Annotated in this window: 29 protein-coding genes and 1 pseudogene; 18 read left to right on the forward strand and 12 right to left on the reverse strand. The window is 39.4% G+C overall.

Annotated elements, in window-relative coordinates; genetic code table 11:
* Nucleotides 1–25 precede the first annotated feature (25 nt).
* The 3 genes and pseudogenes from C6Y01_RS00945 to C6Y01_RS00960 all read left to right on the forward strand — a co-directional run.
* On the forward strand, nt 26–892 hold the full coding sequence (locus C6Y01_RS00945; protein ID WP_034660804.1) for a sugar phosphate isomerase/epimerase family protein: 867 nt from the start codon (nt 26–28) through the stop codon (nt 890–892).
* A gap of 1219 nt (nt 893–2111) precedes the next feature.
* Nucleotides 2112–3257 carry an alpha/beta hydrolase gene (locus tag C6Y01_RS00955; RefSeq protein ID WP_106037722.1) on the forward strand — a complete coding sequence of 382 codons (1146 nt, stop codon included), beginning with the start codon at nt 2112–2114 and terminating at the stop codon, nt 3255–3257.
* Nucleotides 3258–3654: 397 nt separating this feature from the next.
* Nucleotides 3655–3747: pseudogene (locus tag C6Y01_RS00960) on the forward strand (arsenate reductase); the annotation flags it as partial.
* 245 nt (nt 3748–3992) lie between these two features.
* Here C6Y01_RS00960 and C6Y01_RS00965 read toward each other — a convergent pair.
* Complete coding sequence (locus tag C6Y01_RS00965) at nt 3993–4193, reverse strand: hypothetical protein (RefSeq protein ID WP_106037723.1); 201 nt, start codon at nt 4191–4193, stop codon at nt 3993–3995.
* 267 nt (nt 4194–4460) lie between these two features.
* Here C6Y01_RS00965 and C6Y01_RS00970 point away from each other — a divergent pair, with 267 nt between their 5' ends.
* The 10 genes from C6Y01_RS00970 (at nt 4461) to C6Y01_RS01020 (ending at nt 12594) form a co-directional block, all read left to right on the forward strand.
* Nucleotides 4461–5630: an FAD-dependent oxidoreductase gene (locus tag C6Y01_RS00970; protein WP_106037724.1), complete on the forward strand. Its 1170-nt coding sequence runs from the start codon at nt 4461–4463 to the stop codon at nt 5628–5630.
* A 42-nt stretch (nt 5631–5672) separates the two neighbouring features.
* Complete coding sequence (locus C6Y01_RS00975) at nt 5673–6353, forward strand: TetR/AcrR family transcriptional regulator (protein ID WP_189318678.1); 681 nt, start codon at nt 5673–5675, stop codon at nt 6351–6353.
* A 162-nt stretch (nt 6354–6515) separates the two neighbouring features.
* On the forward strand, nt 6516–7166 hold the full coding sequence (locus C6Y01_RS00980) for a helix-turn-helix transcriptional regulator (RefSeq protein ID WP_095285221.1): 651 nt from the start codon (nt 6516–6518) through the stop codon (nt 7164–7166).
* 11 nt (nt 7167–7177) lie between these two features.
* On the forward strand, nt 7178–7552 hold the full coding sequence (locus C6Y01_RS00985) for a RidA family protein (RefSeq protein ID WP_041109273.1): 375 nt from the start codon (nt 7178–7180) through the stop codon (nt 7550–7552).
* A gap of 72 nt (nt 7553–7624) precedes the next feature.
* Nucleotides 7625–8728, forward strand: a complete 1104-nt coding sequence (locus C6Y01_RS00990) for a threonine synthase (RefSeq protein ID WP_106037725.1) — start codon at nt 7625–7627, stop codon at nt 8726–8728.
* A gap of 557 nt (nt 8729–9285) precedes the next feature.
* The gene (locus tag C6Y01_RS00995) at nt 9286–9633 is read left to right on the forward strand and encodes an ArsR/SmtB family transcription factor (protein WP_034660794.1); all 348 of its coding nucleotides are present in this window, start codon (nt 9286–9288) and stop codon (nt 9631–9633) included.
* Between the two features lie 6 nt (nt 9634–9639).
* A complete protein-coding gene (locus C6Y01_RS01000) occupies nt 9640–10944 on the forward strand; it encodes an arsenic transporter (protein WP_411266049.1) in 1305 nt (434 codons plus the stop codon).
* Nucleotides 10945–10958: 14 nt separating this feature from the next.
* Nucleotides 10959–11378: an arsenate reductase (thioredoxin) gene (gene arsC / locus C6Y01_RS01005; RefSeq protein ID WP_034660792.1), complete on the forward strand. Its 420-nt coding sequence runs from the start codon at nt 10959–10961 to the stop codon at nt 11376–11378.
* A gap of 215 nt (nt 11379–11593) precedes the next feature.
* The gene (locus tag C6Y01_RS01015; protein ID WP_106037726.1) at nt 11594–11902 is read left to right on the forward strand and encodes a ParB N-terminal domain-containing protein; all 309 of its coding nucleotides are present in this window, start codon (nt 11594–11596) and stop codon (nt 11900–11902) included.
* 110 nt (nt 11903–12012) lie between these two features.
* Nucleotides 12013–12594 carry a GNAT family N-acetyltransferase gene (locus tag C6Y01_RS01020; RefSeq protein WP_106037727.1) on the forward strand — a complete coding sequence of 194 codons (582 nt, stop codon included), beginning with the start codon at nt 12013–12015 and terminating at the stop codon, nt 12592–12594.
* Between the two features lie 312 nt (nt 12595–12906).
* Here C6Y01_RS01020 and C6Y01_RS01025 read toward each other — a convergent pair whose 3' ends face one another.
* The gene (locus tag C6Y01_RS01025) at nt 12907–13221 is read right to left on the reverse strand and encodes a maltose acetyltransferase domain-containing protein (RefSeq protein WP_106037728.1); all 315 of its coding nucleotides are present in this window, start codon (nt 13219–13221) and stop codon (nt 12907–12909) included.
* A gap of 16 nt (nt 13222–13237) precedes the next feature.
* A complete protein-coding gene (locus tag C6Y01_RS01030; RefSeq protein WP_034660791.1) occupies nt 13238–14314 on the reverse strand; it encodes an isocitrate/isopropylmalate dehydrogenase family protein in 1077 nt (358 codons plus the stop codon).
* Between the two features lie 177 nt (nt 14315–14491).
* Here C6Y01_RS01030 and C6Y01_RS01035 point away from each other — a divergent pair, with 177 nt between their 5' ends.
* From C6Y01_RS01035 to C6Y01_RS19235, 3 genes are all read left to right on the forward strand, one after another.
* Nucleotides 14492–15664 (forward strand): MFS transporter, encoded by a 1173-nt coding sequence (locus C6Y01_RS01035; RefSeq protein WP_106037729.1) that lies wholly within the window; start codon nt 14492–14494, stop codon nt 15662–15664.
* Between the two features lie 194 nt (nt 15665–15858).
* Nucleotides 15859–16194: a hypothetical protein gene (locus C6Y01_RS01040; RefSeq protein WP_106037730.1), complete on the forward strand. Its 336-nt coding sequence runs from the start codon at nt 15859–15861 to the stop codon at nt 16192–16194.
* Between the two features lie 43 nt (nt 16195–16237).
* Nucleotides 16238–16363 (forward strand): hypothetical protein, encoded by a 126-nt coding sequence (locus C6Y01_RS19235; RefSeq protein ID WP_008343787.1) that lies wholly within the window; start codon nt 16238–16240, stop codon nt 16361–16363.
* 53 nt (nt 16364–16416) lie between these two features.
* Here the strand turns inward: C6Y01_RS19235 and parC are convergent, their stop codons facing one another.
* The 3 genes from parC to C6Y01_RS01060 all read right to left on the reverse strand — a co-directional run bounded on the left by parC (nt 16417) and on the right by C6Y01_RS01060 (nt 21654).
* Entirely contained in the window at nt 16417–18855 is a 2439-nt protein-coding gene (gene parC / locus C6Y01_RS01045) for a DNA topoisomerase IV subunit A (protein ID WP_034660788.1), read from the reverse strand.
* 2 nt (nt 18856–18857) lie between these two features.
* Nucleotides 18858–20825 carry a DNA topoisomerase IV subunit B gene (gene parE, locus C6Y01_RS01050; protein ID WP_106037731.1) on the reverse strand — a complete coding sequence of 656 codons (1968 nt, stop codon included), beginning with the start codon at nt 20823–20825 and terminating at the stop codon, nt 18858–18860.
* A 415-nt stretch (nt 20826–21240) separates the two neighbouring features.
* Complete coding sequence (locus tag C6Y01_RS01060; protein WP_034660785.1) at nt 21241–21654, reverse strand: CoA-binding protein; 414 nt, start codon at nt 21652–21654, stop codon at nt 21241–21243.
* Between the two features lie 155 nt (nt 21655–21809).
* On the opposite strand from C6Y01_RS01060, the gene plsY reads away from it, so the two are divergent.
* Together plsY and C6Y01_RS01070 are read left to right on the forward strand one after the other, a co-directional pair.
* On the forward strand, nt 21810–22391 hold the full coding sequence (plsY, locus tag C6Y01_RS01065) for a glycerol-3-phosphate 1-O-acyltransferase PlsY (RefSeq protein WP_034660784.1): 582 nt from the start codon (nt 21810–21812) through the stop codon (nt 22389–22391).
* A 99-nt stretch (nt 22392–22490) separates the two neighbouring features.
* A complete protein-coding gene (locus tag C6Y01_RS01070; RefSeq protein WP_034660783.1) occupies nt 22491–22778 on the forward strand; it encodes a HesB/YadR/YfhF family protein in 288 nt (95 codons plus the stop codon).
* Nucleotides 22779–22817: 39 nt separating this feature from the next.
* Here C6Y01_RS01070 and C6Y01_RS01075 read toward each other — a convergent pair whose 3' ends face one another.
* From C6Y01_RS01075 to C6Y01_RS01100, 6 genes are all read right to left on the reverse strand, one after another.
* On the reverse strand, nt 22818–23129 hold the full coding sequence (locus C6Y01_RS01075; protein ID WP_034660782.1) for a hypothetical protein: 312 nt from the start codon (nt 23127–23129) through the stop codon (nt 22818–22820).
* A 3-nt stretch (nt 23130–23132) separates the two neighbouring features.
* Nucleotides 23133–23555 (reverse strand): acyl-CoA thioesterase, encoded by a 423-nt coding sequence (locus tag C6Y01_RS01080; protein ID WP_034660781.1) that lies wholly within the window; start codon nt 23553–23555, stop codon nt 23133–23135.
* A gap of 103 nt (nt 23556–23658) precedes the next feature.
* Nucleotides 23659–23901, reverse strand: a complete 243-nt coding sequence (gene tlp, locus C6Y01_RS01085; RefSeq protein ID WP_095285217.1) for a small acid-soluble spore protein Tlp — start codon at nt 23899–23901, stop codon at nt 23659–23661.
* A 13-nt stretch (nt 23902–23914) separates the two neighbouring features.
* Entirely contained in the window at nt 23915–24058 is a 144-nt protein-coding gene (locus tag C6Y01_RS01090; RefSeq protein ID WP_008357830.1) for an acid-soluble spore protein N, read from the reverse strand.
* 51 nt (nt 24059–24109) lie between these two features.
* Nucleotides 24110–24235, reverse strand: a complete 126-nt coding sequence (locus tag C6Y01_RS01095) for an FbpB family small basic protein (protein WP_003211002.1) — start codon at nt 24233–24235, stop codon at nt 24110–24112.
* A gap of 71 nt (nt 24236–24306) precedes the next feature.
* Nucleotides 24307–24810: a TlpA family protein disulfide reductase gene (locus tag C6Y01_RS01100; protein ID WP_106030942.1), complete on the reverse strand. Its 504-nt coding sequence runs from the start codon at nt 24808–24810 to the stop codon at nt 24307–24309.
* Nucleotides 24811–24862 lie beyond the last annotated feature (52 nt).

Here is a 24862-nt window from a genome sequence, read left to right on the forward strand (position 1 = left end):
AGCTGAAAAGAAAGGGAGTTTGTGTATGATTTTAGCGTACGATCCATCACACTACCGTGAAAATACAAATTTAAAAGATACAATTGATAACGTTGTAAGACTCGGCTATGAATATGTAGAGCTGTCCCCGCGTAAAGATTTCATTTGGTTTTATGAATATCCAAAAGTTGATAAACAGTTAATCAGAGACTTAAAGAGGTACTGTCGTGATGCAGGTGTAAAAATTTCTTCTGTTCTTCCTGTTCAACAATGGGCTTCGCCAAATGAGCTAGAGCGCCAAGCGGCCGTGAGAAATTGGAAAAGATGTATTGAGATCACGTCAGAACTTGGTGTTGATCTTATGAATAGTGAATTTAGCGGTGACAAAACACGCCCATTAGAAAGTGAAGCAGCTTTTGTAAGATCAATGGATGAGCTGATTCCGATCTTTGAAAAAGAAGGGATTAAATTAAACATCCAGTCGCATCCACATGATTTTATTGAGTTGAACATTGAAGCAATTCGGATGATTCGTGCACTAGATAAAGAATGGATCAAACTTGTGTATTCTGTTCCCCATGCGTTCTTCTATGACGATGGGATTGGTGATGTAGAGAAGCACCTTGATGAGGCAGGAGATCTGCTTGCACATGTATTAATCGCAGATACACTAAATCATAAAGCAGCTTACGGGCTACGTTATATCGTGAATCCACCAGATGCCAATGTAACCGTTCACCAGCACTTGAATCCTGGTGAAGGAGAAATTAATTTTGAAGCACTTTACCGGAAATTACGCGAAATGAAATTCGATGGAATCGTTACAAATGCAGTCTTTGCATATTCTGATCGTCCAGAATGGTCGAATGAAATCACGTTAAAGTCCATTAAAGAAGGATTAAACATCAAATAATAAAAAAACCAGCGTTTATTCTCAAATAAGGGAACGCTGGTTTTTTATATGTGTCGATTGCATATTTTAAGTGCTTGTGCTCGATGCAAAATGTGTCTTTAACACCACGGTACGCGATGGCGCCATTCGACCTTGAGAAAAGTTCCAATGGATTTGTCAAATCGAATAACACAAAAGTCTTTTATCATAAAAAGTGAGAGGTTAAGCAGCCGGGCTTCCCGATTGCTTTGCTTGTTTATAATTGAAAAAGGAAATGATTAAATGAATTACTATAAATTACTTGTATCAATTTGCACCATAGTATTAATCTGCTCAGCATGTTCAAAGAGACAGGATGCAGTGGTAGACTCTCCAAAAAGAGAGTTAAGCAGCTTAAAAGATAGTAAATTTGCTGTAACTTTTTCAGAGGTAATGGACAGGGGTTGCGAAATACTCAACTATGATAACACAGGGAAGAAATTGTCTAACGTATCAATGAAAGACTGTGTGGGATTCACGTCATCTACTCAGAGCAATAATAACATCTACTTTCCATCTAATAGGTCTAACTTTCACGTATCTCTAGATAAGAAAACTGAGGAGTAAACCCTCTACATACAAAGTCACTTTCAAAATCTACAGATGACGAGGGTGCGTTCTTTATTAATTACTCTAATGGTTATGTTCTGCATGATATAAACGTTGGTTACACAGGTAATGGCTTAGTAGGAGAGTTGGTCTACTGGAAAGAAGGTGGGAATGACAAGAAACAGGTTGAACTAGACGGAGAGTTGACATCGCTTTCTCCTCATCATTCAAACGGGTGAATGCCTGATGAAGCAACGTTGAGACGAGGGAATAAACAGGTCTTGAACCTATTGTATAGATAATGATTTCACCATCAGCCTCATTTTTTTGAGCATTCTCCGTCCATATTTTCCATATGAATCCGTCTTTCTCGTTAATACAAAAAAAGAAGAGGTGGAGACATGTAAATGAATAGTTTACCAAGACAAGCAAAAGGGCCCCTTCCATCTAGTTGAACTCTTAGTTTGCTGAATAAAAATTGTCGAATAAAGAGGAATTTAGGCAAAGAAGATAGAAATCATTTTTAATTGTTAGCGATCTCAAGAAGCCAAGGAGTAGATATGATTCACTGAAGATAGGATTTAATAGTGTCATAGTTTTGAAAAGCGCTTTTAGCGCAATGTATCTACTTCAATTAAGGGGGAACAAAAGGATGAAAAGGTATGACACATTCCCAGAACCAATCGGCAGCTATACCGCCGCTCGTACCCAGATGGATTTTGAGTACACAGCATCAGATGACTCAAAAAGAGAATTGACCGCGTTTGTGTATTATCCGTCCGATAGCAGCGAAGGGAAGACTCCATCAACGTACATGTTTCCTGAAGTCTACGAAATGCTTCATGAGCAGCCACTTGTCACTGAGTATCTGAAAGAGAAGAATTTTTTCTCTATCGATATCAAGACTCATTGTTACGACGACCTTGCTCTTTCTGGGAAGAAAAAGCGCTATCCAGTGTTATTTTATGTTTGCGGCGGGGGCGGTTCACCGGAATGGGGGACAGCCATCTGTACAGACCTGGCAAGCCTGGGTTATGTTGTCGTCAGTATCGGCCATCAGAATAGCACAATGTATAAACGGAAAGATGGGAAGCTGTTGAATGTATCAAAGGATTTTTCGGATGTCATTATGGCGTTTTCTGAAGATCCGGAGATGATGGAGCTGGCTGGCAAGATGAAGATGCGGCCTGATGATGAAACGGCCATTGAGATGTGCCGTAACGTCCTGGCTCTGCCAATCATTAATCAGTTAACATTATATAGTGAACGACAGGCAGAAGATGTAAGGTACGTAGCCGATCATCTTCACAAACTAAACTCTGAAGAATTGGATTCTATCTTTCATGACAGACTGATGCTTGACGTCGGCATGGGCATCGTCGGACACTCTTATGGAGGACCTACGGCAGCGGTTGTTTGCAGGGATGACGACCGGTTTGCCTGCGGGATTGGCTTGGATAGCGGGGCATTCGGCCTTCTCGACAGCGACCTCAATAAACCCTTTTTGCTACTGTTTTCTGAACCGAACTATCATATGAATGCGATCATTGGCGCTAACAACAGCATGGTAACCTATTATTTCTCCGTTGATCGTGCTGCACATTTAGATTACTGTGACATCGTGTTTACCGGCGTAGATGAGCAACTGAGAGGCACAAGGGAGGCGGTAGAGATGCGAAATCTTGTGACGGACTATACGAAGACCTTTTTTGATCATTACATCCTGCAAAAGGCTGCACGTGTGGAAAGCCTGACATATGATGGCGTGGACTTAATCAAGAAAACGAGCAACAAGTAATAACGGAGAAGCTGCTGATCAAAGCCTTTTCAAGCGCCAGCTTAAAGTTGAATATCTCAGCTTTTCCGTTAAATACCGAATGCTGATTGTTTGGAAAAGAAGAGACCGTACTAAAAGATCTATATTCCAAACAGCTTGTAGTGAATGAAGAGAAAAAAATGTAAAGTGGATCAATCCATCATCTTGATGATTAAATTAAAAGGGAACCATTTCAATGATTGCTCATATTAGCCTACAAATACTTCTCCCTCCGGATAACGTATTGGGCTTTTGGTTCGTTTCATAAAGATAAATACAATGGTCAGAGAACCTACTCTGCCAATAAACATCAGAATCGAAAGAATCACCTTACCTAAAAACGTTAACTCCGGTGTTAATCCCATAGGTCAAATGAGTGCATTGGCGCTTTGATGATCCAGCAAAAGCAGAAGGAACAGAAGAAGAGAAATGGGCATTTTCCCAAAGGGTGAGAGATGAAATTGGGGGCTGATTACAGCAGTTTGCTGTGACTGAAAAATATAGTTTTACATGATAAGCCATATTGAATCAATGGCTTATTTTTGTTTCGATCAATTGAAGACGTTCAGGCAGCTAGACTTTAAAAAACTTGATATTTAGTAATAGCACATTTACAGCCATCTTGAATGAAACAGGAAGATGATAGCAGACAAGATAAAAACATTTGATCCAACTCAAAAAGATATCTAGTGAATAAACGCCGCAAAAAACGATTTTTCATTGTTCTAATGAGCGATTGAATTGTTTTCGAAAAACTAGGCATGAGACAGCAAATACTGCGAATGCGCCTGCTGATCCAGCAGCAAACATCAGCTCAAATTGGTCTGGTTTGGATTTGAATAACAAAGGGACAGAAAGAATGAGAGCAGCACCACTAAAGCTCAATCCTAATATCAACATTGCCAATAATTTATTCATAGAAACACCTCGCAGACTCAGCATTGAAACATTAGGAACCGACTGATCTAAGAATCAAGTTATGATTTGAAATCCTTTAAAATCCCTAAATCGAAGTGTCCAATTTATATCCTATGGGTGTCGGATGATTGGGTTCATTACAATTAAAGCACACATTCATGAAATAAACCATTTTAAACGAACACTGTTCTTTACGAACTATGTTCGTTATAGTATAAATGAGATGTGGTTTTACACTACTTCCATAAAGAAGAGGAGATGCATACGATGCAGGCATTATCTAAAAAACAAAAGCAAATCGCTATCATTGGAGGAGGACCAGGAGGGCTAACACTCGCCTTAATTCTGCAAAATTACGGTATACAAACAACCATCTATGAACGGGAGATGCATGACAAGAGTCTTGAAAGAGGAGGCTCACTGGATATTCACGAAGAAACAGGTCAAAAAGCCTTAAAGGAAGCAGGAGTTTATGAGAAATTTCAAAAGAACGCTCGCTATGAAGGAGAAGATTTCCGGTTATTTGATAAAGCAGGAAGAATTTATCTAGACGAAGAAACTGAATCACATGAAAAAGGCACTCGGCCAGAAATTGATCGTGGTGTTTTGTGTGAAATGCTGTTAGATCAAATTGATGCTGAAAACATCAAATACGGATATAAACTAGATAGATGTGTTTCAGTAGAAAACGGCATGACAGAACTTCATTTTGAAAACGGGGTTGTCGAGACGGTTGACCTTTTGATTGGGGCAGATGGTGCATTTTCTCGTGTACGTCCGCTGTTAACAGATATTGATATTGAATACTCCGGGCTCACAATGCTGGAACTGAATGTCCTAAGCGTAGAGGTGAACCACCCTGATTTAGCTGAATTTAATAAACGTGGTAAGATGTTTGCTTTAGCAGATCACAAAGGAATTATTGGTCAGTTAAACGGAGATGGACGAATAAAAGTGTATGCAAGCCTTATGGTAGGACGCAGCTGGATCGAGACTTGTGGCATTCCATTTAATCAAGCGAATGAAGCGAAAGAACCATTATTAGAGTTATTTAGTGATTGGGATGATCAGCTGAAAAATTATATTCGTTATGCAGAAGATGTCATCATTCCAAGACGTATTTATACGCTTCCTGTCGGTTTTAAATGGAACCGTCATAAAGGAGTAACGCTTATCGGTGATGCAGCCCATGTCATGACACCATTCGCAGGTGAGGGTGTAAACATGGCGATGTTTGATGCAATGGAGCTTGCACTTGCTATTGTCCGAAATCCTAATGATATTGAAAAGGCTATTGAAGAGTACGAAGAAATGATGTATGAATATTCATCGGAAAAGGCTCAGGAATCGGAGAATAGTTTAAAACTGTGTTTTTCAAAAGACGCTGCGGTCAAGCTTGCAGATATGATGAATTCTTTTCAAGTAAACGGTGATTGATGCTCAATTTACTATTTTACTTTGACATGTTATAAAGAGAGTATGAACAATTCAAATCGTCATATTATAAGTCGCCGGTCTCGGCCGGCTAAAGAGCCCTTAAGCCGTGAGCTTATTGTTAAAACTGCCTATGCGCTTCTTAAGGAGCAAGGGATAGAGGGCATGAGTATGCGTAAGGTGGCTAAAGCATTGGATACGGGACCTGCATCCTTGTATGTCTACGTGAACAATTTTCAAGAACTAAGTGCTTACGTATTGGATTATGGTCTCGGCCAAATGGTTTATCCAGATTCAGTGGATGGCACATGGAAAGAAAAGTTATGTGAAATATTGCATACTTATTTCCTGCTGCTATTAGAAAAACCTGGTCTTGCTGAAATTTCTCTTTCCACCATTCCACAAGGAACGAACTTTCTTCAGTTGACCGAACATATTCTCGCTGCATTGCATGAAGGCGGGATCAAATCTACATCCGCTGCATGGGGAGTAGACCTGTTACTGTTATACGTATCTTCCGTAGCTTACGAAAAGGTCTCTTGGAAGAAACATGGATCTACGCAGATTTTAGACATTAAAAAAACATTTCATGATGCAGACAAAACGCGGTTCCCTTTCATCCATAGCCTGAAAGAAGAAATGTTTGCAGGTGATACCGTATCAATGGAACGGTTCCGATGGGGAATTGACGTCATTTTGTATGGAATCCAGAAAGAAAGCAATTAGAAAGGAGCACAAGCAAAAAGCAGTCAATGGCTGCTTTTTTTATATGGTTATTTTCACATTTGTGATCTTGTGATCATCATGATATATAAATAAATCTATATATTGTTTTTATATATAAAAAATTATATAATTTAATGGAATAAAAAAATGAGGTGCTTAGGCATGGAACATATGAAGAATTTATTAGCGAGTTATATTCCTTTAGCAAAATCTACTGGCAAAATGTTTGGACCAAATTGCGAAGTGGTTATTCATGATTTAACGAACCCTCAAGCATCTGTCATGTTTACAGTAAATAACCATGTGACAGGAAGAGAAATCGGCCAATCATTTGATCATCTAGTAAAGACTGTATTACAATCAGAAGATTTTAAAGAAGATTATCTGGCTGGTTATACATTTGTAACAGAAGATAAGCGTACGATTCGTTCTTCGACTTCATTAATACGTGATTCAAAGCAAAAAGTGATTGGTGCTTTCTGTATCAATTTTGATGTTGAAGCACTGAATCAAATGCAGCAATTTATGGATACTTTTCTTTCTACACAAGTGGAAGCTCAAGAGAAAGAAACAACATCAAATGATGATCTTGAAAATGTGGAAGAAATAGTAGATCAATTGATTCAACAAATCATTCAAAACAGCGTTCACCCAGTCATGAAACGCCATGAAAAAATTGAACTAATTAAATTTATGGATGAAAAGGGCATCTTTTTAATGAAAGGATCTGTTGAGAAGGTCGCATCTATGTTAGGCATTTCCAAAGTAACCGTCTATAGCTATTTGGATGAAATCAAAAATAAATCGAGGTAAGGAGTGTCAAAATGAAAAGCATACTCGAGGTAGGAAATCTAAAATCAAACGGACACTATGCATTCGCAACCATTCATCAAAACACGGTCTATGTTTCAGGACAATTTGCCATCAATCCCGAAACGAGAGAAAAAGAGTTCGGCCACATTGAAGAAGAGACATTACAAGCGCTTAAGAATGTAGAGATGATTGTAGAGGCTGCTGGAAGTAAAAAAGAGAAGATCTTGCGTATGACATTATACATTTCGAATATTCATTTATGGGACAAAGTAGATGCTGTTTATACTAATTTTTTCGGTGAACATAAACCAGCACGTACTATTGTACCAACGAATGAATTACATTTTGGTTTCAAAATTGAAATTGATGCCATTGCATATATTTAAGATATTTTTTTGCCTACTCTATATAAAAAATTATATTTCATATAAAAAAATATTCGAAGGGGTAGATGATTGATGAATCAATTGATTTGTAACCATTGCGGGAAAAAGTATGAGATGACACCAACTCTATGGAAATGTGATTGTGGTGGAGTATTAAATCTGGTGAAAGATACTCCGAAAATAGATGTTGCAGCTTGGGATCACTATCCAAACTCATTATGGCGTTATGTTGAAACCATGCCATTTTCAAAAGGTTCTAAGACTTGGGAAACTGTCACAATGGGGGAGGGTCAATCACCTTTAATCGTTCTAGATCCTAATGAGCCAAACACTTATGTAAAAGTTGATTATATGATGCCGACCTTATCCTTTAAAGACCGAGGAGCCGCTGTTTTGATGACAAAAGCTAAGGAACTCGGGGTATCAAAAGTGATTGCTGATAGTAGCGGGAATGCAGGAACGGCGATTGCAGCTTATGCAGCACGTTGTGGTATTGCCTGTGACATCTATCTAAGCGATGAAACTTCGCCTAAAAAGGTCGCTCAAATAAAAGCACATGGAGCAACGATTAAAGAAATTCGCGGTACACGAGAGGACATTGCAGCTGCGGCACAAAAGGCAGTAGACAATGAAAACGTTTTTTATGCAAGCCATGTGTATAATCCTTATTTTTTTGAAGGAACAAAAACATATGCCTACGAAATCTATGAGCAACTAAAAGGAGCACCTGATACTTTAATCATTCCGGTTGGAAACGGTACTCTCCTCCTAGGTGCATATTATGGCTTTAAAGAGTTATTTGAAAATGGTCTCATTCATAAAATACCGAAAATCGTTGCCATACAAGCGAAAAACTGTGCACCACTTGTGAAAGCTTATCAAAATGCGAAAGGATTAGCATCGCCTGTTACGAATAAAGGGACCTTAGCAGAAGGGATAGCAATTGCAGCCCCAGCTCGCTCCAAACAAATTTTAGAAGCTGTACAAGATACCAATGGTACGTTTATTGATATTAAAGAAGATGAGATTCTAAATGCACGCTCTAAACTAAGTGAGAAAGGATTTTATGTGGAAGTGACATCTGCAGTTAATTTTGCTGGCTACATGAAATATCAAAAGGAATCAGAAGAAACCATTGTCATACCTCTTTGTGGTGCAGGGATTAAATCAAAATAACCCTATTAGAATTGTCTCTCTTTGAAAATATGGAAATCCGCCATTGCGAAGCAGATTGGTCTTACACCGACTTCCATTTGAAAACTATCAAGATGACATCATTCCATTGCTGGATCTTTAGGATTCTGATAGTTACTTAATACCAGATGTGTGTAAGACCGTTGCAGTTAGATTGCGTCAACTAATCCGCACTTGGCCTGATGATGATATAGATAAAAAGAACGCTCTCTATTTGGTAGGAGGAATGGAGCTAGCGCATCAACAAAATGAGCCATTGGGATTTATATAAGAATAGGAATTGTCATATGACAGACCATTGAAAGAAATGTAGATCCATTTTATGCTTTATAAACAATAGTCAAATAAGGATTCTACAATAATCAATTTTTTTGATGAATAAAAAATAAAAGAAAAAAACATTAATCAATAATTTTAACGCGAATAAATTTTTGTTCAAATCATATAATCAATTGATTATATAAGTATTCAGTTATATAATATTGGAGGATTTGATAACAGGGACCGTCACCAATATTTAAAAGAGGGAGGGAATCATTGTGACTTCAGATGTTTCAATTGGTTTGTTACATATGTCGAATTGTTTAAAAATACTCAGTGATCAAACAAGACTCATTATGATGAAATTGTTTTTGGAGAAGGAATATTGTGTTTGTGAACTGGTAGATATGTTCGAAATGAGTCAACCAGCGATTAGTCAGCATTTACGAAAATTAAAAAAAGCTGGATTTGTTCATGAGAACAGAAAAGGGCAGTGGCGTTATTATTCAATCAATACACTGTCTCCAGAATTTGAGACGATTCGTATCATCTTAAATCAAATTGATAAAGAAGATGACCTTTTAAAAAGTATACAACATAAAGCAACAAACATTTCTTGTTCGTAAGGAGGGATGGGTTTGAGTTTTGCCGTTTTATCATTACTCATATTTTTGTTAACTTTGGTATTGGTTATTTGGCAGCCAAAAAATTTATCCATAGGGTGGTCCGCATGTGGAGGGGCCGTTTTAGCATTAATCGTAGGTGTTGTGAATGTTGACGATGTGATCACCGTGACAGGCATCGTTTGGAATGCGACTTTAGCTTTTGTTGCCATTATCGTCATTTCACTCATACTTGATCGAATCGGCTTTTTTGAATGGGCAGCATTGCATATGGCAAAGGCTGCAAAAGGCAGTGGGCTGCGTATGTTTGTGTATGTGACCATCCTTGGTGCAATCGTCGCTGCTTTATTTGCAAACGATGGTGCAGCACTTATTTTGACACCCATTGTTTTAGCCATGGTCAGAGCATTACACTTCAATGAAAAAATTGTATTCCCTTTTATTATCGCGAGTGGGTTTATTGCAGATACAACTTCGCTTCCCCTTGTCGTAAGTAATTTGGTGAACATTGTAACAGCCGACTATTTCAACATTACGTTTATTGAATATGCATCCAGAATGGTCGTTCCAAACCTTTTTTCATTGCTAGCGAGTATCACTGTACTGTACCTTTTCTTTAGAAAGAGTATACCTAAACGCTATGATCTGACTGAGTTAAAGCACCCTAGTGAAGCAATAAAAGATCCAAAGATGTTTAGATTATCTTGGTATATATTAGCTTTTTTATTGATTGGTTATTTTGCAAGCGAGTTTTTATCTATACCTGTATCGGTCATAGCTGGTGTGATTGCCATTTTATTCTTGGTCATTGCACAAAAAAGCCCTGCTGTTCAAACAAAAAGCGTTCTAAAAGAAGCACCATGGGCGATCGTTTTCTTTTCCATAGGTATGTACGTTGTTGTCTATGGCATGCGAAATGCAGGGCTCACTGATGCTCTTTCAAGCGTGATCCAAGCTGTAGCAGATCAAGGTTTATTGGCAGGGACTCTTGGTATGGGATTTATCGCAGCAATTCTTTCATCTGTCATGAATAATATGCCGACGGTCATGATCGATGCATTAGCCATATCCGGTACCGATACACAAGGAATGATGAGAGAAGCGTTAATTTACGCAAATGTCATTGGTTCAGATTTAGGACCAAAAATTACGCCCATCGGCTCCTTAGCAACACTACTGTGGCTCCACGTCCTTTCTCAAAAAGGTGTGAAGATTTCCTGGGGGACATATTTCAAAATAGGAGTCATTTTAACTGTACCAACACTATTCATCACACTTTTAGCTTTGTATTTCTGGCTATTGATTATACATTAAAGGAGACGATCAACATGTCAAAGAAAACAATTTACTTTTTATGTACCGGTAATTCTTGCCGCAGTCAAATGGCTGAAGGTTGGGCTAAAAAACATCTTGGAGATGAGTGGAAGGTCTATAGCGCTGGTATTGAAGCTCATGGATTAAACCCGAATGCTGTAAAAGCAATGAAAGAAATAGGGATTGATATATCTAATCAAACGTCTGATCTGATTGATCAGAACATATTGCAAAATGCTGACTTAGTCGTCACACTATGCGGTGATGCAGCTGATAAATGCCCGATGACTCCACCTCATGTCGAACGTGTCCATTGGGGCTTTGATGATCCAGCAAAAGCAGAAGGAACAGAAGAAGAGAAGTGGTCATTTTTCCAAAGGGTAAGAGATGAAATTGGAGATCGATTGAAACAATTTGCTGAGACTGGAGAATAATATCTTTTATATTGTGAAAGGAGACATCAATTCAGTGGATTGCGATGATCGAGTATGCAAAAATTCTATGGGATTGGCTAATAAGTCAAGCAAAGGAAAATGAGTGTGAACAATTTCATTTAGATTCTGGTGTTCATAGGCATGATGCACATAGATTCTACCTTAAAGTTGGATTAGATATTACTTGTCACCATTTTCAAATGTCTCTTTAACAAATGGAAGGTCAGCATCGATTAGGTGGAATTAAGTTATATTTAGAAGAAACAAATGCATTCATTAATATGCCATTTTTAGCTTTTCATTATTTGGAAGATGAAGAAGCGATCAGTTTATTTGATACTATCAACACTAAAGCTAAAGGTATAGGGTCTTCTTTAAGCCAATATCTAAAAAGGGAATCAGAAGATTTGAGTTGGGTGGCAGCACAACTTATTATCCAACCAGACAGTCCATTTCATGATTTAGGAACAATTGTAGGCATGAGAACAACTTCTAAATGCGTTACTTTACAAACACATTTATAATACTCTCGTCTATTTAACAAAGCAGAACAAACTATCTGAGTTGTCAAAAGAAAAATTACTTAGTTGATATATATAACCATACCAAAGAAGAAAAGGAGAGAAGAAGAATTATGGAGATAACGCCTGTAGTATTAATAGGAGATAGAGTAAAGATACAACCTATGGAAGATTATCACGTACAGGAATTATTTGATGCGGGAAACAATCCAGATATATGGGCACACATGCCAATGAGGGTTCAATCGATTGAAGATATGAAGTCCCTTGTGAATGGAGCACTTCAAGCGAGAGAGCAAGGAAGCGAATTTCCTTTTGTTATCTTGGATAAGAATTCGGGGAAAATTGTGGGAAGCACTCGTTTTCTTAATATATCCATACCAAATCGTAACTTGGAAATTGGTTGGACATGGCTGTCTCCAACTGTTTGGCGAACTAGAATAAATACAGAATGTAAGTATCTTCTTTTGAAACACTGCTTTGAAACACTTGGGACAATTCGTGTTCAGTTGAAAACAGATAGCAGAAATGTGCGGTCTCAGCAGGCAATTGAACGGTTGGGTTTGGTAAAAGAAGGGGTGCTTCGAAATCATATGGTGATGCCTGACGGTTATTTAAGAGACTCTGTGTATTACAGTGTAATCGACCAAGAATGGGTGCTAGTGAAGGACAAATTGGAGAGTATGCTACAATAATCTCGTATTTTCGAAGTGTTGCTTATAAAACTAAAGGGTGCTTTGACTTAACAAAGGAGGTAGCTGCGGCACCTCCTTTTCTTATTGAACAAACGGAGCAACTAACTTTACTTAAACAATTATGACCCTAACGAAAGAGGCAGTTGGAGATGGATAAGAGGGACTGTACAACAATGGATCCACATTTACCTTCTAGTACATATGAAGCTATGAAGACGAAATCTTATTCATTTCTTTTTATTAGTTTACATAATATATATTCTAGGAAGTTAAACAATGAATACATTTTCCTTGTCTCAAATCTAAGTATACTTATCTTATTGAGACAAAAAAGAAAAAAATCAAAATCCTATGTTTATTCGCCAGATTTTGATTCATCAAGATATTTAATGATTTTCGCAGGATTCCCGCAAAATGTTTTCCGACCTCGATATTGTATCCGTAATCGCACTGCAATCTTTCTTCAAAAACGACATCATTTCCGCAAGCGCCTAATAATTCCTTTAAAATGGATGTTCTTTTTTCTGGCTGATTGGTTTGCTGGTATGCAAAGTTCAATTTTCTCGCTCTTTCTCGATCTGCAATCAGGGTTTGGTCACTAGATACATAATGTTCTCCTTGGATCATTTTTTCCTTTTCACTTCTATTTATCCTGATTCATCATTTGAATGAATGCATCTGTGAATTGTGTCGTGGTTTCGCTTCCACCTAAATCCTTCGTTTTTATGTTCATTTTCATCATCTCATCCAGAGTGCGTCTTATAAGAACAGCCGTCTTTTTCAGCCTGTCATCATGATATTTCACATATAACCAGTCAAAAAGCATGACTGTAGAAAGAATTAACCCCATGGGATTGGCGATATTTTGCCCAGCAATATCCGGTGCTGATCCATGTGCTGCCTGTGCCATCGCTTGGTTTTCGTTACAATTTAATGAAGGGGCGATCCCTAAACTTCCGACTAGTTCCCCTGTTAAATCCGATAAAATATCCCCAAACATATTCTCTGTCACAATGACATCAAAATCACCGGCACGTCTTATTAAGTGAGCTGCCATTGCATCGATATGTAGATCTTCTACTGTCACGTGCGGATATGCTTTTGCCACCTCTTGGCATGTTCGCAGAAATAAACCAGATCCTAATTTGATTACGTTTGCCTTGTGAACAATGGTCACCTTTCGCCTGCGCTCCATTGCACTTTGAAAAGCTGCATGAGCAATACGTGTAATCGCTTTTTTGGTAAACACACCTGTGGATATAGCGACCTCTGGCGTAATCATCCACTCTCCTACCCCATGATACATGTTCCGATCTGGATAAAAGCCTTCTGTGTTCTCTCGAAAAATCACGAGATCGACGTTTTGCACAAGGCCCTGTACCCCAGGTAATGATTGAGATGGACGAATGTTTGCAAATAAATCAAACGTATGACGGAGCTCTCCGCTTGGATTTCTCCTCTCTGTCAATATCTCTGGATATGAGGCAGAATCATGAGGCCCTAAAATCCACCCATGGCACTTTTTTAATTCTTCTATAGTAGATGCTGGCACAGGATCTTGGTGAGAATGGATGGCTTCAAAGCCAATTGGACATTCGACATATTCCACAAATGACTCCTGAAACTGTGATAGCGCTGCCTTTAAGATGCGCAGATTTGCTTGTACAATTTCTGGCCCAATCCCGTCCCCTTTCAACACACCGATACGATATGACTTCATACTTCCTCCCCCTTTATGTTTATTTTACCTTCTCGTCAGAAGAATTGGGAAGGCAAGATTTATTTTGACTAGAATTGGTCATGTTCCTGCCTCAAGTTATTTACGAATCAGCCCATCTCATTTATAATCGAGTAGATTTGTTCAGTTACAGATATATCTTTAAATGTGAGGGATTAGATGGAATTAAAGTGGTATAAAGCGATTATAGTTATTTTCACGATGTCTGGTATTTCCATCTCTACATGGTTTTCACGGACACCGGAAGTTAGAGATTTATTACAAGCCAATACAGGAACGATGGGACTTATTTTACTTGGCTTATCCGTTGGTTCAATTGTCGGGCTTATTCTTTCAAATGTATTTGTTCGAAAAAAAGGCGGCCGCGTGGCGATTGTGATTAGTGCTTTTTTGATGTTCCTTGGATTCACCACTCTTGCCATTGGTTCAACACTCTCTTCTATCTTTGTTGTCACTGCCGGTCTATTTCTTTTTGGAGCAGGCTCAGGTATGTGCAATGTGGCGATGAACCTAGAAGGGACAGAAATTGAATACAGTATCAAGAAAACCATTTTGCCTATATTGCACGCTTCCTTTAGCATTGGCACTTTAATTGGAGCAGGAGCTGGCATTCTTTTTATTCATCTAGGGGTCTCTGTGCTGAATCACCTACTAGTCATTGCCCTTCTTTTCTTTCTCAGCATCTTGATTTGCACACGGTTTATTCCGCACGGTACAGGAAAGGATCAGCATGAGAAGCAGTCAGATACAATAGATGATACTCAAACGCCATGGCTGAACAAACGAACGGTCTCTCTTGCGATGATCGCCTTATGTCTTGCGTTTGTCGAAGGGTCTGCCAATGATTGGATTCCACTTGCGATGGTGGATGGCTACCAGGTTTCACATTCCATGAGTACAGTCATCTATGCTTTATTTTTATGCGGGATGATTAGCGGCAGACTAATCAGCGGACGTTTGATCGATCGTTTCGGCAGGGTGTTATTGCTAAGAATTGCGATTTTATCAGCCGCCGCCGGACTATTTCTGGTCATTTTAAAGATTTCACTTGTTGTATGTATGATATCGATCTTTTTATGGGGATTTGGCGCTTCTTTAGGCTTCCCGCTAACCATTTCTGCAGCTGGTGATGATAGCCGGTACGCCGTGAAACGCGTCAGCATTGTGACCTTATCAGGTTATACAGCCTCTCTTTCTGGGCCGCCTATATTAGGGCTGCTTGCCAATCAAGTAGGACTGCTTCATGCCTTTATTTTTGTTTTATTCGCCATATGTATTGCAGGAATCTTTACAAAAGCTGTAGCAAAACCGCGTTCATTACAAGTTCACTAAAAGTGTCTGATCCTCGATCATGGCACTTTTTTTAAATTTAAAAAATAAAATTGAAACCTTTCATGAAGTGAAACAGTCCTATAAATGTCCTGATGTTTATCGCTTTTTTAAAGAGGGAAAGTAAAAAAATAAGACTTTTCAAATAACAGAAAACGTGGTAAGATCATGAAAATAAACAGGAAGGGGTGAGAAAAATGAAAAAAAATATGCTGCTAAAATTAGCTGTCTTATTCATAGCACTCGCAAGTTTTCATTTGTTCTCATTGCCTCATTCCGTTCAGGTATACCATCATGCAAAGGTGGTTGCCGATCAAGAATCACATGAAATGAAAATCGCTCAGACAATGGGCGATGAAAAGAAACAAAAACATGTGAGCGCAGTATTTGCCGCATTTACAGTACTGCTGATGATTGGCAGTATGACAGCTGGATTTGCACGCATCACTCATACTGATCAATTTGACCGGAAAAAGAAGCATTTACTTGCAGTATTCTATCAATCTTCTTATTTCCGACTATCTCGTGTTTAACCCAACCATCTAAATCAAAACAAAAATTGGGAGGTTTTACACGATGTTATTTTTCTTAAGAGTATTTATTCTAGGTCTATTCTCTGTCACTTCACTTTCTCTTTTCGTCTACCAAGGAATTGAAGTAGTGCACGCCATTACAAGCATGTTTGGCAACCACGAGAGCTAAATGACCCGTATATAAAAGAAACCCCCTGTTTATCGCAGGGGGTTTTCGTTTGCTTATTTATTGTCATCTGGCGCAGGTTGAGGTGTGACAAGGACATGTGTTACTTCTCCCTGCTCTTCCTCATCTACAATAAATGATCCATTGCTATAGCGGTCATTCGCTCTTAAAGTAGAGATATCAAGCGGAATCGTTGTACCCTTATCCGTATCAATCTCAAGTGTATCGTGAAGTGATGCAGCAATAACAGCCACAATACGGTGTGGGTTTTTCTTTAATTCTCTTAGCATCAGAACTCCGCGTTTGGCTCTAGATGTTTTATCAAATTCAGAGAGGTTCATTCGCTTCACAGCCCCTCTTTGAGTCGTCAGCACGAGGACATCGTTTTTCGGATCAATGATCTGACCAGAGACTACTTCGTCCCCATCCTTCAAGTTGATTCCTTTGACACCAGCCGCTCTCGGACCAACAACACTTACTTCTTCTTCATCAAACCACAATCCATAGCCATTTTTCGTCGCAATAAACAATTCCTGCTGTCCTGTTGTCACATGGACATCCACGAGTTCATCGTCTCCTTTTAGGTTCAAGGCGACAAGCGGTTTCGAATAGCGCTGCGCTTTATATTGAAGAAGCTCTGTTTTCTTCACCATTCCGCCTTTTGTAAAGAACAGGAGATACGACGTTTCATCAAATTCTTTAATTGGAATGGCTTTTTGAATTGATTCATCACGATCAATTGAAATGATATTTGTAATATGCTGCCCCATGTCTTTCCAGCGTATGTCTGGCAGCTGATGAACTGGACAATAAATATAGCTCCCTTTATTCGTGAACAATAGGAGGACATCCGTTGTATTCATTTCAAACTGATGAATCAGGCGGTCTGTATCCTTCATGCCAAAGTCCTTACCGTTAGATGCAGCATAGGAGCGCTGGCTTGTCCGTTTGATGTACCCATCCTTCGTCACCGTGACGTAAACATCCTCTGAGGCGATCATCACTTCAAGGTTAATCTTAATTTCTTCGATTTTTTCCTCAATGACAGATCGTCTCTCATCAGCATATGTCTTTTTGAGCTTTTTCAAACTGTTTGTAATGACCTTTAGCAGCTTTTTCTCGTTACCTAAAATGTCTTCAAGTTCTGTTATACGCACATCAAGCTCACTAGCTTCGTCTCTTAATTGCGTAATATCCGTATTCGTTAAACGATATAACTGGAGGGAAACAATCGCTTCTGATTGTGCTTCTGTAAAGTCATATTTCTCCATCAAGTTGTTTTTCGCATCTCGCTTATCATTAGAGGAGCGGATTGTGGCAATGACTTCATCTAAGATGGAAAGCGCCTTAATTAATCCGTCTACAATATGGTGGCGTTCCTTTGCTTTTCGAAGCTCATATGCTGAGCGGTTCGTCACCACTTCTTTTTGATGGGCAATATATGCATCAAGTATAGTTGTCAGCGTCATTAAGGTTGGTCTACGATTATGAATCGCCACCATATTAAAGTTATATGGAATTTGCAGATCTGAGTTTTTATATAAGAAATTCAAGACACCATTTGCATCTGCTTCTTTTTTCAGCTCTACCACGATTCGAAGCCCAGTTCGGTCAGTCTCATCTCGAACCTCTGAAATTCCTTCAACTTTTCTTTCAATTCGGAACTCGTCCATCTTTTTGACAAGATTGGCTTTATTCACTTCATAAGGAATTTCTGTGATCACGATTTGCTGGCGTCCGCCGCGGATGGTTTCAATTTCCGCTTTTCCGCGAATCATAATCTTTCCTTTTCCTGTTTCATAAGCCTTCTTAATGCCGTCGACCCCTTGAATGATACCGCCTGTTGGGAAATCTGGACCTTTGATGACTGTCATTAAATCCTCAACCGTACAATGCGGCTGTTCGATTCGTTTAATGACACCATCAATCACTTCTCCCAGATGATGCGGCGGGATATCGGTGGCATAACCTGCTGAAATCCCTGTTGATCCATTCACGAGAAGGTTTGGAAACATCGCTGGTAAAACAACTGGCTCCTTGCTTGTATCATCAAAGTTTGCGACAAATTCGACCGTTTCCTTGTCTAAGTCCTTTAATAGCTCTGAAGCAATGGCAGAAAGCCTTGCTTCCGTATAACGCATGGCAGCAGGCGGATCTCCATCGATACTCCCGTTATTCCCATGCATCTCAATGAGCACATTTCGCACTTTCCAATTCTGACTCATTCTCACCATCGCTTCATAAACAGATGAGTCACCGTGCGGATGATAGTTACCAATCACGTTACCGACTGTTTTCGCGGCTTTACGGAAGTTTTTATCTTGCGTGTTTCCTTCTGCGTACATCGCATATAAGATTCTTCGTTGTACAGGCTTTAGTCCATCTCGCGCATCTGGAAGCGCACGGTCTTGGATAATATATTTACTATAGCGACCAAACCGGTCTCCGATCACTTCTTCTAATGGTAAATCATGAAATCGTTCTTGTTGTGCCATGTTTAAACCTCCTCAGCTAGCGACAAGTTTTCATTTTCAAGAATGTTGCTTTCCTCATCAAGTCCAAAGGCGACATTCTTTTCAATCCATTTACGTCGTGGTTCTACTTTGTCACCCATCAATGTCGTGACGCGGCGTTCCACACGTGCAGCATCGTCGATTTTGACCCTGACAAGTGTTCTCGATTCTGGATTCATTGTCGTTTCCCATAGCTGGTCGGCGTTCATTTCACCTAAACCTTTATAGCGCTGAATCGTGTACCCTTTTCCAACTTTCTTCAGTACGTCATCCATTTCTTCATCAGACCATGCGTACTCAATGATTTCTTTTTTCCCTGAGCCCTTGCTGACTTTATATAAAGGCGGTAGTGCAATAAACACTTTGCCATGCTCAATCAGCGGCTTCATATAGCGGTAGAAGAACGTCAGTAGAAGCACTTGAATATGCGCTCCATCTGTATCAGCATCTGTCATGATCACGATTTTGTCATAATTGATGTCTTCTACATTAAAATCGACACCGACGCCTCCACCGATCGCATGAATAATGGTGTTGATTTCTTCATTTTTGAAAATATCAGCAAGCTTCGCTTTTTCTGTGTTGATGACCTTTCCACGAAGCGGCAGCACCGCTTGGAATTTACGGTCACGCCCTTGCTTTGCTGATCCGCCCGCCGAGTCGCCCTCTACTAGGTACAATTCGTTTCTTGCTGGGTTTCTAGATTGAGCAGGTGTTAATTTTCCGCTCAGTGTTGCTTCGGACTTTTTCCGTTTCTTGCCGCTCCTTGCTTCTTCACGTGCTCTTCTAGCAGCTTCTCTTGCCTGCTGCGCTTTAATCGCTTTTTTCACAAGAAGAGTGGCTGTTTCCCGGTTTTCTTCAAGGAAATAAGCCAGCTTTTCAGAAATAACAGCATCAACAGCCGAGCGAGCCTCACTTGTCCCAAGCTTTCCTTTTGTCTGGCCTTCAAATTGAAGCAGTTCTTCAGGAATTCTGACAGAAATAATTGCTGACAGTCCTTCGCGAATATCAGTGCCTTCTAAATTTTTGTCTTTTTCTTTTAGAAGGGCTACTTTGCGCGCATATTCATTAAAGGCTCTCGTCATCGCCGTTTTGGCACCAGACTCATGCGTACCGCCATCTTTTGTTCTGACGTTATTGACGAAAGAAAGAATATTCTCCGAGTAGCCGTCATTGAATTGAAAAGCAAAATCTACTTCGATGGATTGATGCTCTCCTTCAAATGAGACCACTTCACTCAGAACATCTTTTTCTTCATTTAAATAAGCAACGAAGGCTTCAATGCCCGTCTCATAATAAAAGGTTTCTTGTACATCATGTCGTTCATCAATCAGCTCTATTTTTAATCCTTTTAATAAAAAGGCAGATTCTCTTAAACGTTCTGATAAAGTATCGAAGTTATAGGTCGTGACACTGAACATAGTTGGATCAGGTTTAAAATGAATCAGTGTTCCTGTTTTTTTCGTTTTTCCGACTTTTTCAAGTGATGTGGCAGGCTTTCCGCCGTTTTCAAAGCGCTGATGATAAATAAAGCCGTCGCGTTCAATTGTGACAGTGAGCCATTCTGACAGCGCGTTTACTACAGATGCCCCAACTCCGTGAAGCCCACCACTTGTTTTATATCCGCCTTGACCAAATTTTCCGCCTGCGTGAAGGACCGTTAAAATGATCTCAGGTGTCGGTTTTCCAAGCTTATGCATACCAGTAGGCATCCCGCGTCCTTTATCTTGGACGGAAATGCTGTTATCTTTATGTATTTTGACAACGATATGATCTCCATGGCCAGCGAGCACTTCATCGACAGAGTTGTCTACAATCTCATAGACAAGGTGATGAAGACCGCGTGAATCCGTAGACCCAATATACATCCCTGGACGTTTACGGACCGCTTCAAGTCCCTCTAGCACCTGAATAGAATCATCGTTATAATCTACTTGCTGCTTTTTAACCAAATGCTTAATCCCCTTTCACTAACAAACATAACCGGCAAACCATCAAATGATCTCTCTAGATTTTAATGATGATCATGCTGCTCATTACTGTCCACTTTAATAAGCTGCATCATCACCATGCATGTGTGAATTAACAAAACATGCTCTTTTGCACGGCTATGAGAATGTTCTACATTCTGCAATCAGAACTAGAAGTCCATTATAAACAAGACTGTTTGATAAGCCAAATGCAATCATATGATGGTTTTCATAAAACAGAACAAACGTTCTACCTTTATCTTATCGCTCTTTTTCTTGATATGCAAGGTCACCGCTATGTCCCTGTCGCCTTATTTTATCGCTTTCTTCTAGAATCGCAAATATATTTCTGCAACAAAAAAGCAAAAATCCTTGAAAACCAAGGATTTTTGACGATTTAATGAGTTTTTGTCATTGCATGAGCCACCTTGATACATAAATCCATGATGGCGACCTTGCCATTTTCCTCAATCAGCCTTTTCGCTTCCTCGTGATAGATGCCTTGCTGCGCCCAAAAAACAGGTGCGTCCATTTCAAGAAATTCTTCTGCCACCTCGGGCAAAAACTCTGAACGTCTAAAGACATTGACGATATCAACAGGATCTTTGATGTCCTTTAAAGAAGCGACTGCTTTCACACCAAGTGCTTCATCAATCGTTGGGTTCACCGGAATGATCTCATATCCGGCATCTTGCATCGCTTTAGACACCATATAAGACGTACGGTGCGGCTGATCTGATAATCCAACAACAGCAATTCGTTTACTGCTCTTTAATATACGGCCAATTTCTTGTTTCGTAGGATGATTCATCCAAACACCCCTTTTCCTCTATTTTAGCGAACTTCTGCTTAAAAACAAAGCTGAATCCATCTGCTTTTGATTTTTTTCAAAAAAAGATCCCCATGTTTTTCATAAGATCATGTTAAAATGTAAGACAAGAGGGAGAATATAAAGGAGTTATGCAGATGTTAATTGCTTTGATGTTTATTTTGGCTTATCTTCTCGGCAGTATTCCATCCGGTCTCATTGTCGGGAAAGCTGCAAAGGGTATCGATATCCGTGAACATGGCAGCGGAAACCTAGGTGCAACGAATGCATTTCGTACACTTGGCATAAAAGCAGGGTCTATCGTGATTTCAGCTGATATTTTAAAGGGGACCCTTGCTTCTGCTTTACCGTTTTTCATGCAACTGGACATTCATCCCTTATTAGCAGGAGTTGCTGCTGTTATCGGTCACAGCTTTCCTGTCTTTGCAAAATTTAAAGGGGGAAAAGCAGTCGCTACATCTGGCGGCGTGTTATTATTTTATACCCCATTCTTATTTATTACGATGATCGCTGCTTTTTTCTTATTTTTATACATTAGTAAATATGTTTCACTATCATCTATGCTGACCGGCATCTATACATTCATTTACAGCATATTCACCAAAGACGTATTCTTAATCATTGTTGTTGCCGTTCTTGCTGGTTTTGTGATCTACAGACACATCGCCAACCTCAAACGAATCCTCAACAAAACTGAACCGAAAATCAAATGGCTCTAGCCGTTTCATAAGTTTCATTCTGTGGTAAAAGGAAAGAAAAGCTGTTTTTTGCATCCTGCATTTTAAAAAACAGCATGACTTCAAAAAGGGGCGATCACATTGAAATTAACAATAAAAGAAGATGCACTCAATTGGTACAAGGATGAATTAGATTTAGAAAAAGGTGATCAAGTTCGCTTTTTTGTGAGATATGGCGGGTGCAGTCATGTACAAAAAGGCTTTTCTCTCGGCGTCGCAAAAGATGAACCTCAAAATGCTGGCGCAACCGCTGAAATAGAAGGTATTACTTTCTTTGTTGAAGAAAGTGATATTTGGTATTTTGACAACCATGATCTGCATATTGATTATAACGAGTCCGTGAAAGAACCAGAGTTTCATTATGAATAAACAAAAAAGATACCTCATCCCTCGGGTATCTTTTTTGTTTTATCCTTCAATATATAGCCCATACTCATGAATGTTTCCTAAAGACCGCTCCTTTTGCAGGATTCTTTTTTGTGGTTCACCAATCAAGTCAAAGTGTGGAAACCCTGCGCGGTCATGAATCCATTCTTTTTTGAGTCCATGTTTTTCTCCCCACTCAATTAACTGCTTCATATCCTGACAGGCTGCTTTAGTGACGGTATTGGCATGCGGGAAACGGTCATCAAGCCAATAATGGGTTAAAAAGGCCAGTTCTCCTTGCTGGACAGCTGATTTCCACGCATTTAGATCGCTTCTTTTAATACCAAACGCCATGAATTAAACCTGCTTCTTCGACTGTTCGTATACTTTGTGCCAGGCAGGAAAAGCTTTTCTAAATTGAATAGGTCTAAAGGTTTCTTTGTCTACACAAATATGTGAGGTTGTCCCTGTAATCGCTGTTTGCCCATCAGGCTTTTGAATTTCGTAGCCATACACCGTTTTGAGTCCATTGTATTCTTCAATCCATGTATGAACTGTCGCTGTTTCACCGTACAGCAATGGTTTTTTATATTGCACCTGTAAATCTATAACGGGTGCAAGAGCGCCGTCTGCTTCTAGCTGCGCATAGGAAAATCCTAATTCTTTAATCAGTGCTGTTCTGCCGACTTCCATCCAGATTAAATAATTGGCATGATACACGATGCCCATTTGGTCTGTTTCTGCATAACGGACTTCTATTTCTTTTTTAGATACATACACGTTTTCATCGCTCTCCTATCAAAACCTAAGGTCTCTGCCATTTTACCACAATCGAAATGGTTCTTCTAAAAGGAGGCAATAAAATAAACCAGGAATCCCTGGTTTATTCGGTATAGCCATTTTTTCTTGCTGCTTCTTCGTCCTTGATCTCAGAACGCATGGCATCAATACTCATTTTTCGATTTTCATTTTTTTGCTTGATCATCTGTTTTTCTTCATCTGTCGAAAGGGCCATCGCTGCTTCAGATTCATCGATATTGTCAAGGGTGTTTTCGATCATATCTTGCAGCTTTTCAACATTATCAGAACGATCATCTGGATTGGATTGATATGACTTTCCATTCATCATGATACCCTCCTTATTCGCCCTTCGTCTGTATGACATCAGGCTGTTCATTTGATTTATTATGCATCTTTTTTCCTTTATTACGTTTGTATGCTACAGGTTTTGTCCCTAAATGGTCTGGTGTAAACTGCGCTTGTTTATCATGCTCTCTACCCATCATTCATCCCTCCCTCTTCTTTAGGATGAACGAAAAAGGATAATTCATAACTTATTTCTGTCTAAAACGCTCTTCCAACTTTTCTTCAAGCTGGTTTAAAAATTCCTCATTGCTTAATAATTCTTTTTTATTTTCAAGTACAAGCTCTTCAAATGTACGTCGTTTTCTTCTTCTCATTGTACTCACCTCCAGTGTTTGTATTTCATTTTCGCCAAAACATTTAGAAAATAAGCAAAAAAGCTGAATCATTATAGACCCAGCTCTTGCTCAATTTCTTTTTTTGTCAGCATTTGATGCTTTACAGACACGATGCGTCCTTTTTCATCTAATATGTATGTCGTGGGGTATGAAAGCACCTGATATCGTGCTTGAATGCCTTTTTGATCCAATAAAATAGGAAAGCTCAGCTTTAATTCATCTGCAAATGCTGCAACATGATCTACACTTTTTTCAGTGGTCGTCAAATTCACCGCAAGTACTTCGACCTGATCATATTCGCTTCTAATTGCGTCTAGATCCGGCATTTCTGTCCTGCATGGCTTACACCATGTCGCCCAAAAATTGACGAGCACCTTTTTCCCTTGGTAATCAGATAACGAGGCCGTTTGACCATCTAGGGTTTTAAGTTCAAAATCAGGGGCTTGATCCCCTTTTTCAAGACCGATTGCGGGCTCTTTTGGTTCAAGTAAATTCCACACAAGTAAACCAATCAACACAAGTAAAACAGCGCTTGCCATTCCTTTTTTCCACATGATTGATCCTCCACTATTTTAAAAAAGAAGAGAAAGCTGTCTAGGCGCCTTC

Origin of the sequence: Bacillus sp. NMCC46 (assembly GCF_002998465.1) — a bacterium.
In the GTDB taxonomy this organism is placed as follows: domain Bacteria; phylum Bacillota; class Bacilli; order Bacillales; family Bacillaceae; genus Bacillus.

Bases quoted from the DNA above. Each gene is read 5' to 3' on its own strand.
- C6Y01_RS00945 (WP_034660804.1), top strand. From the start codon at position 26: ATGATTTTAGCGTACGATCCATCACACTACCGTGAAAATACAAATTTA.
- C6Y01_RS00955 (WP_106037722.1), top strand. From the start codon at position 2,112: ATGAAAAGGTATGACACATTCCCAGAACCAATCGGCAGCTATACCGCC.
- C6Y01_RS00965 (WP_106037723.1), bottom strand. From the start codon at position 4,193: ATGAATAAATTATTGGCAATGTTGATATTAGGATTGAGCTTTAGTGGT.
- C6Y01_RS00970 (WP_106037724.1), top strand. From the start codon at position 4,461: ATGCAGGCATTATCTAAAAAACAAAAGCAAATCGCTATCATTGGAGGA.
- C6Y01_RS00975 (WP_189318678.1), top strand. From the start codon at position 5,673: ATGAACAATTCAAATCGTCATATTATAAGTCGCCGGTCTCGGCCGGCT.
- C6Y01_RS00980 (WP_095285221.1), top strand. From the start codon at position 6,516: ATGGAACATATGAAGAATTTATTAGCGAGTTATATTCCTTTAGCAAAA.
- C6Y01_RS00985 (WP_041109273.1), top strand. From the start codon at position 7,178: ATGAAAAGCATACTCGAGGTAGGAAATCTAAAATCAAACGGACACTAT.
- C6Y01_RS00990 (WP_106037725.1), top strand. From the start codon at position 7,625: ATGAATCAATTGATTTGTAACCATTGCGGGAAAAAGTATGAGATGACA.
- C6Y01_RS01000 (WP_411266049.1), top strand. From the start codon at position 9,640: ATGGGTTTGAGTTTTGCCGTTTTATCATTACTCATATTTTTGTTAACT.
- arsC (WP_034660792.1), top strand. From the start codon at position 10,959: ATGTCAAAGAAAACAATTTACTTTTTATGTACCGGTAATTCTTGCCGC.
- C6Y01_RS01015 (WP_106037726.1), top strand. From the start codon at position 11,594: ATGGAAGGTCAGCATCGATTAGGTGGAATTAAGTTATATTTAGAAGAA.
- C6Y01_RS01020 (WP_106037727.1), top strand. From the start codon at position 12,013: ATGGAGATAACGCCTGTAGTATTAATAGGAGATAGAGTAAAGATACAA.
- C6Y01_RS01025 (WP_106037728.1), bottom strand. From the start codon at position 13,221: ATGATCCAAGGAGAACATTATGTATCTAGTGACCAAACCCTGATTGCA.
- C6Y01_RS01030 (WP_034660791.1), bottom strand. From the start codon at position 14,314: ATGAAGTCATATCGTATCGGTGTGTTGAAAGGGGACGGGATTGGGCCA.
- C6Y01_RS01035 (WP_106037729.1), top strand. From the start codon at position 14,492: ATGGAATTAAAGTGGTATAAAGCGATTATAGTTATTTTCACGATGTCT.
- C6Y01_RS01040 (WP_106037730.1), top strand. From the start codon at position 15,859: ATGAAAAAAAATATGCTGCTAAAATTAGCTGTCTTATTCATAGCACTC.
- C6Y01_RS19235 (WP_008343787.1), top strand. From the start codon at position 16,238: ATGTTATTTTTCTTAAGAGTATTTATTCTAGGTCTATTCTCTGTCACT.
- parC (WP_034660788.1), bottom strand. From the start codon at position 18,855: ATGGCACAACAAGAACGATTTCATGATTTACCATTAGAAGAAGTGATC.
- C6Y01_RS01060 (WP_034660785.1), bottom strand. From the start codon at position 21,654: ATGAATCATCCTACGAAACAAGAAATTGGCCGTATATTAAAGAGCAGT.
- plsY (WP_034660784.1), top strand. From the start codon at position 21,810: ATGTTAATTGCTTTGATGTTTATTTTGGCTTATCTTCTCGGCAGTATT.
- C6Y01_RS01075 (WP_034660782.1), bottom strand. From the start codon at position 23,129: ATGGCGTTTGGTATTAAAAGAAGCGATCTAAATGCGTGGAAATCAGCT.
- tlp (WP_095285217.1), bottom strand. From the start codon at position 23,901: ATGAATGGAAAGTCATATCAATCCAATCCAGATGATCGTTCTGATAAT.
- C6Y01_RS01090 (WP_008357830.1), bottom strand. From the start codon at position 24,058: ATGGGTAGAGAGCATGATAAACAAGCGCAGTTTACACCAGACCATTTA.
- C6Y01_RS01095 (WP_003211002.1), bottom strand. From the start codon at position 24,235: ATGAGAAGAAGAAAACGACGTACATTTGAAGAGCTTGTACTTGAAAAT.
- C6Y01_RS01100 (WP_106030942.1), bottom strand. From the start codon at position 24,810: ATGTGGAAAAAAGGAATGGCAAGCGCTGTTTTACTTGTGTTGATTGGT.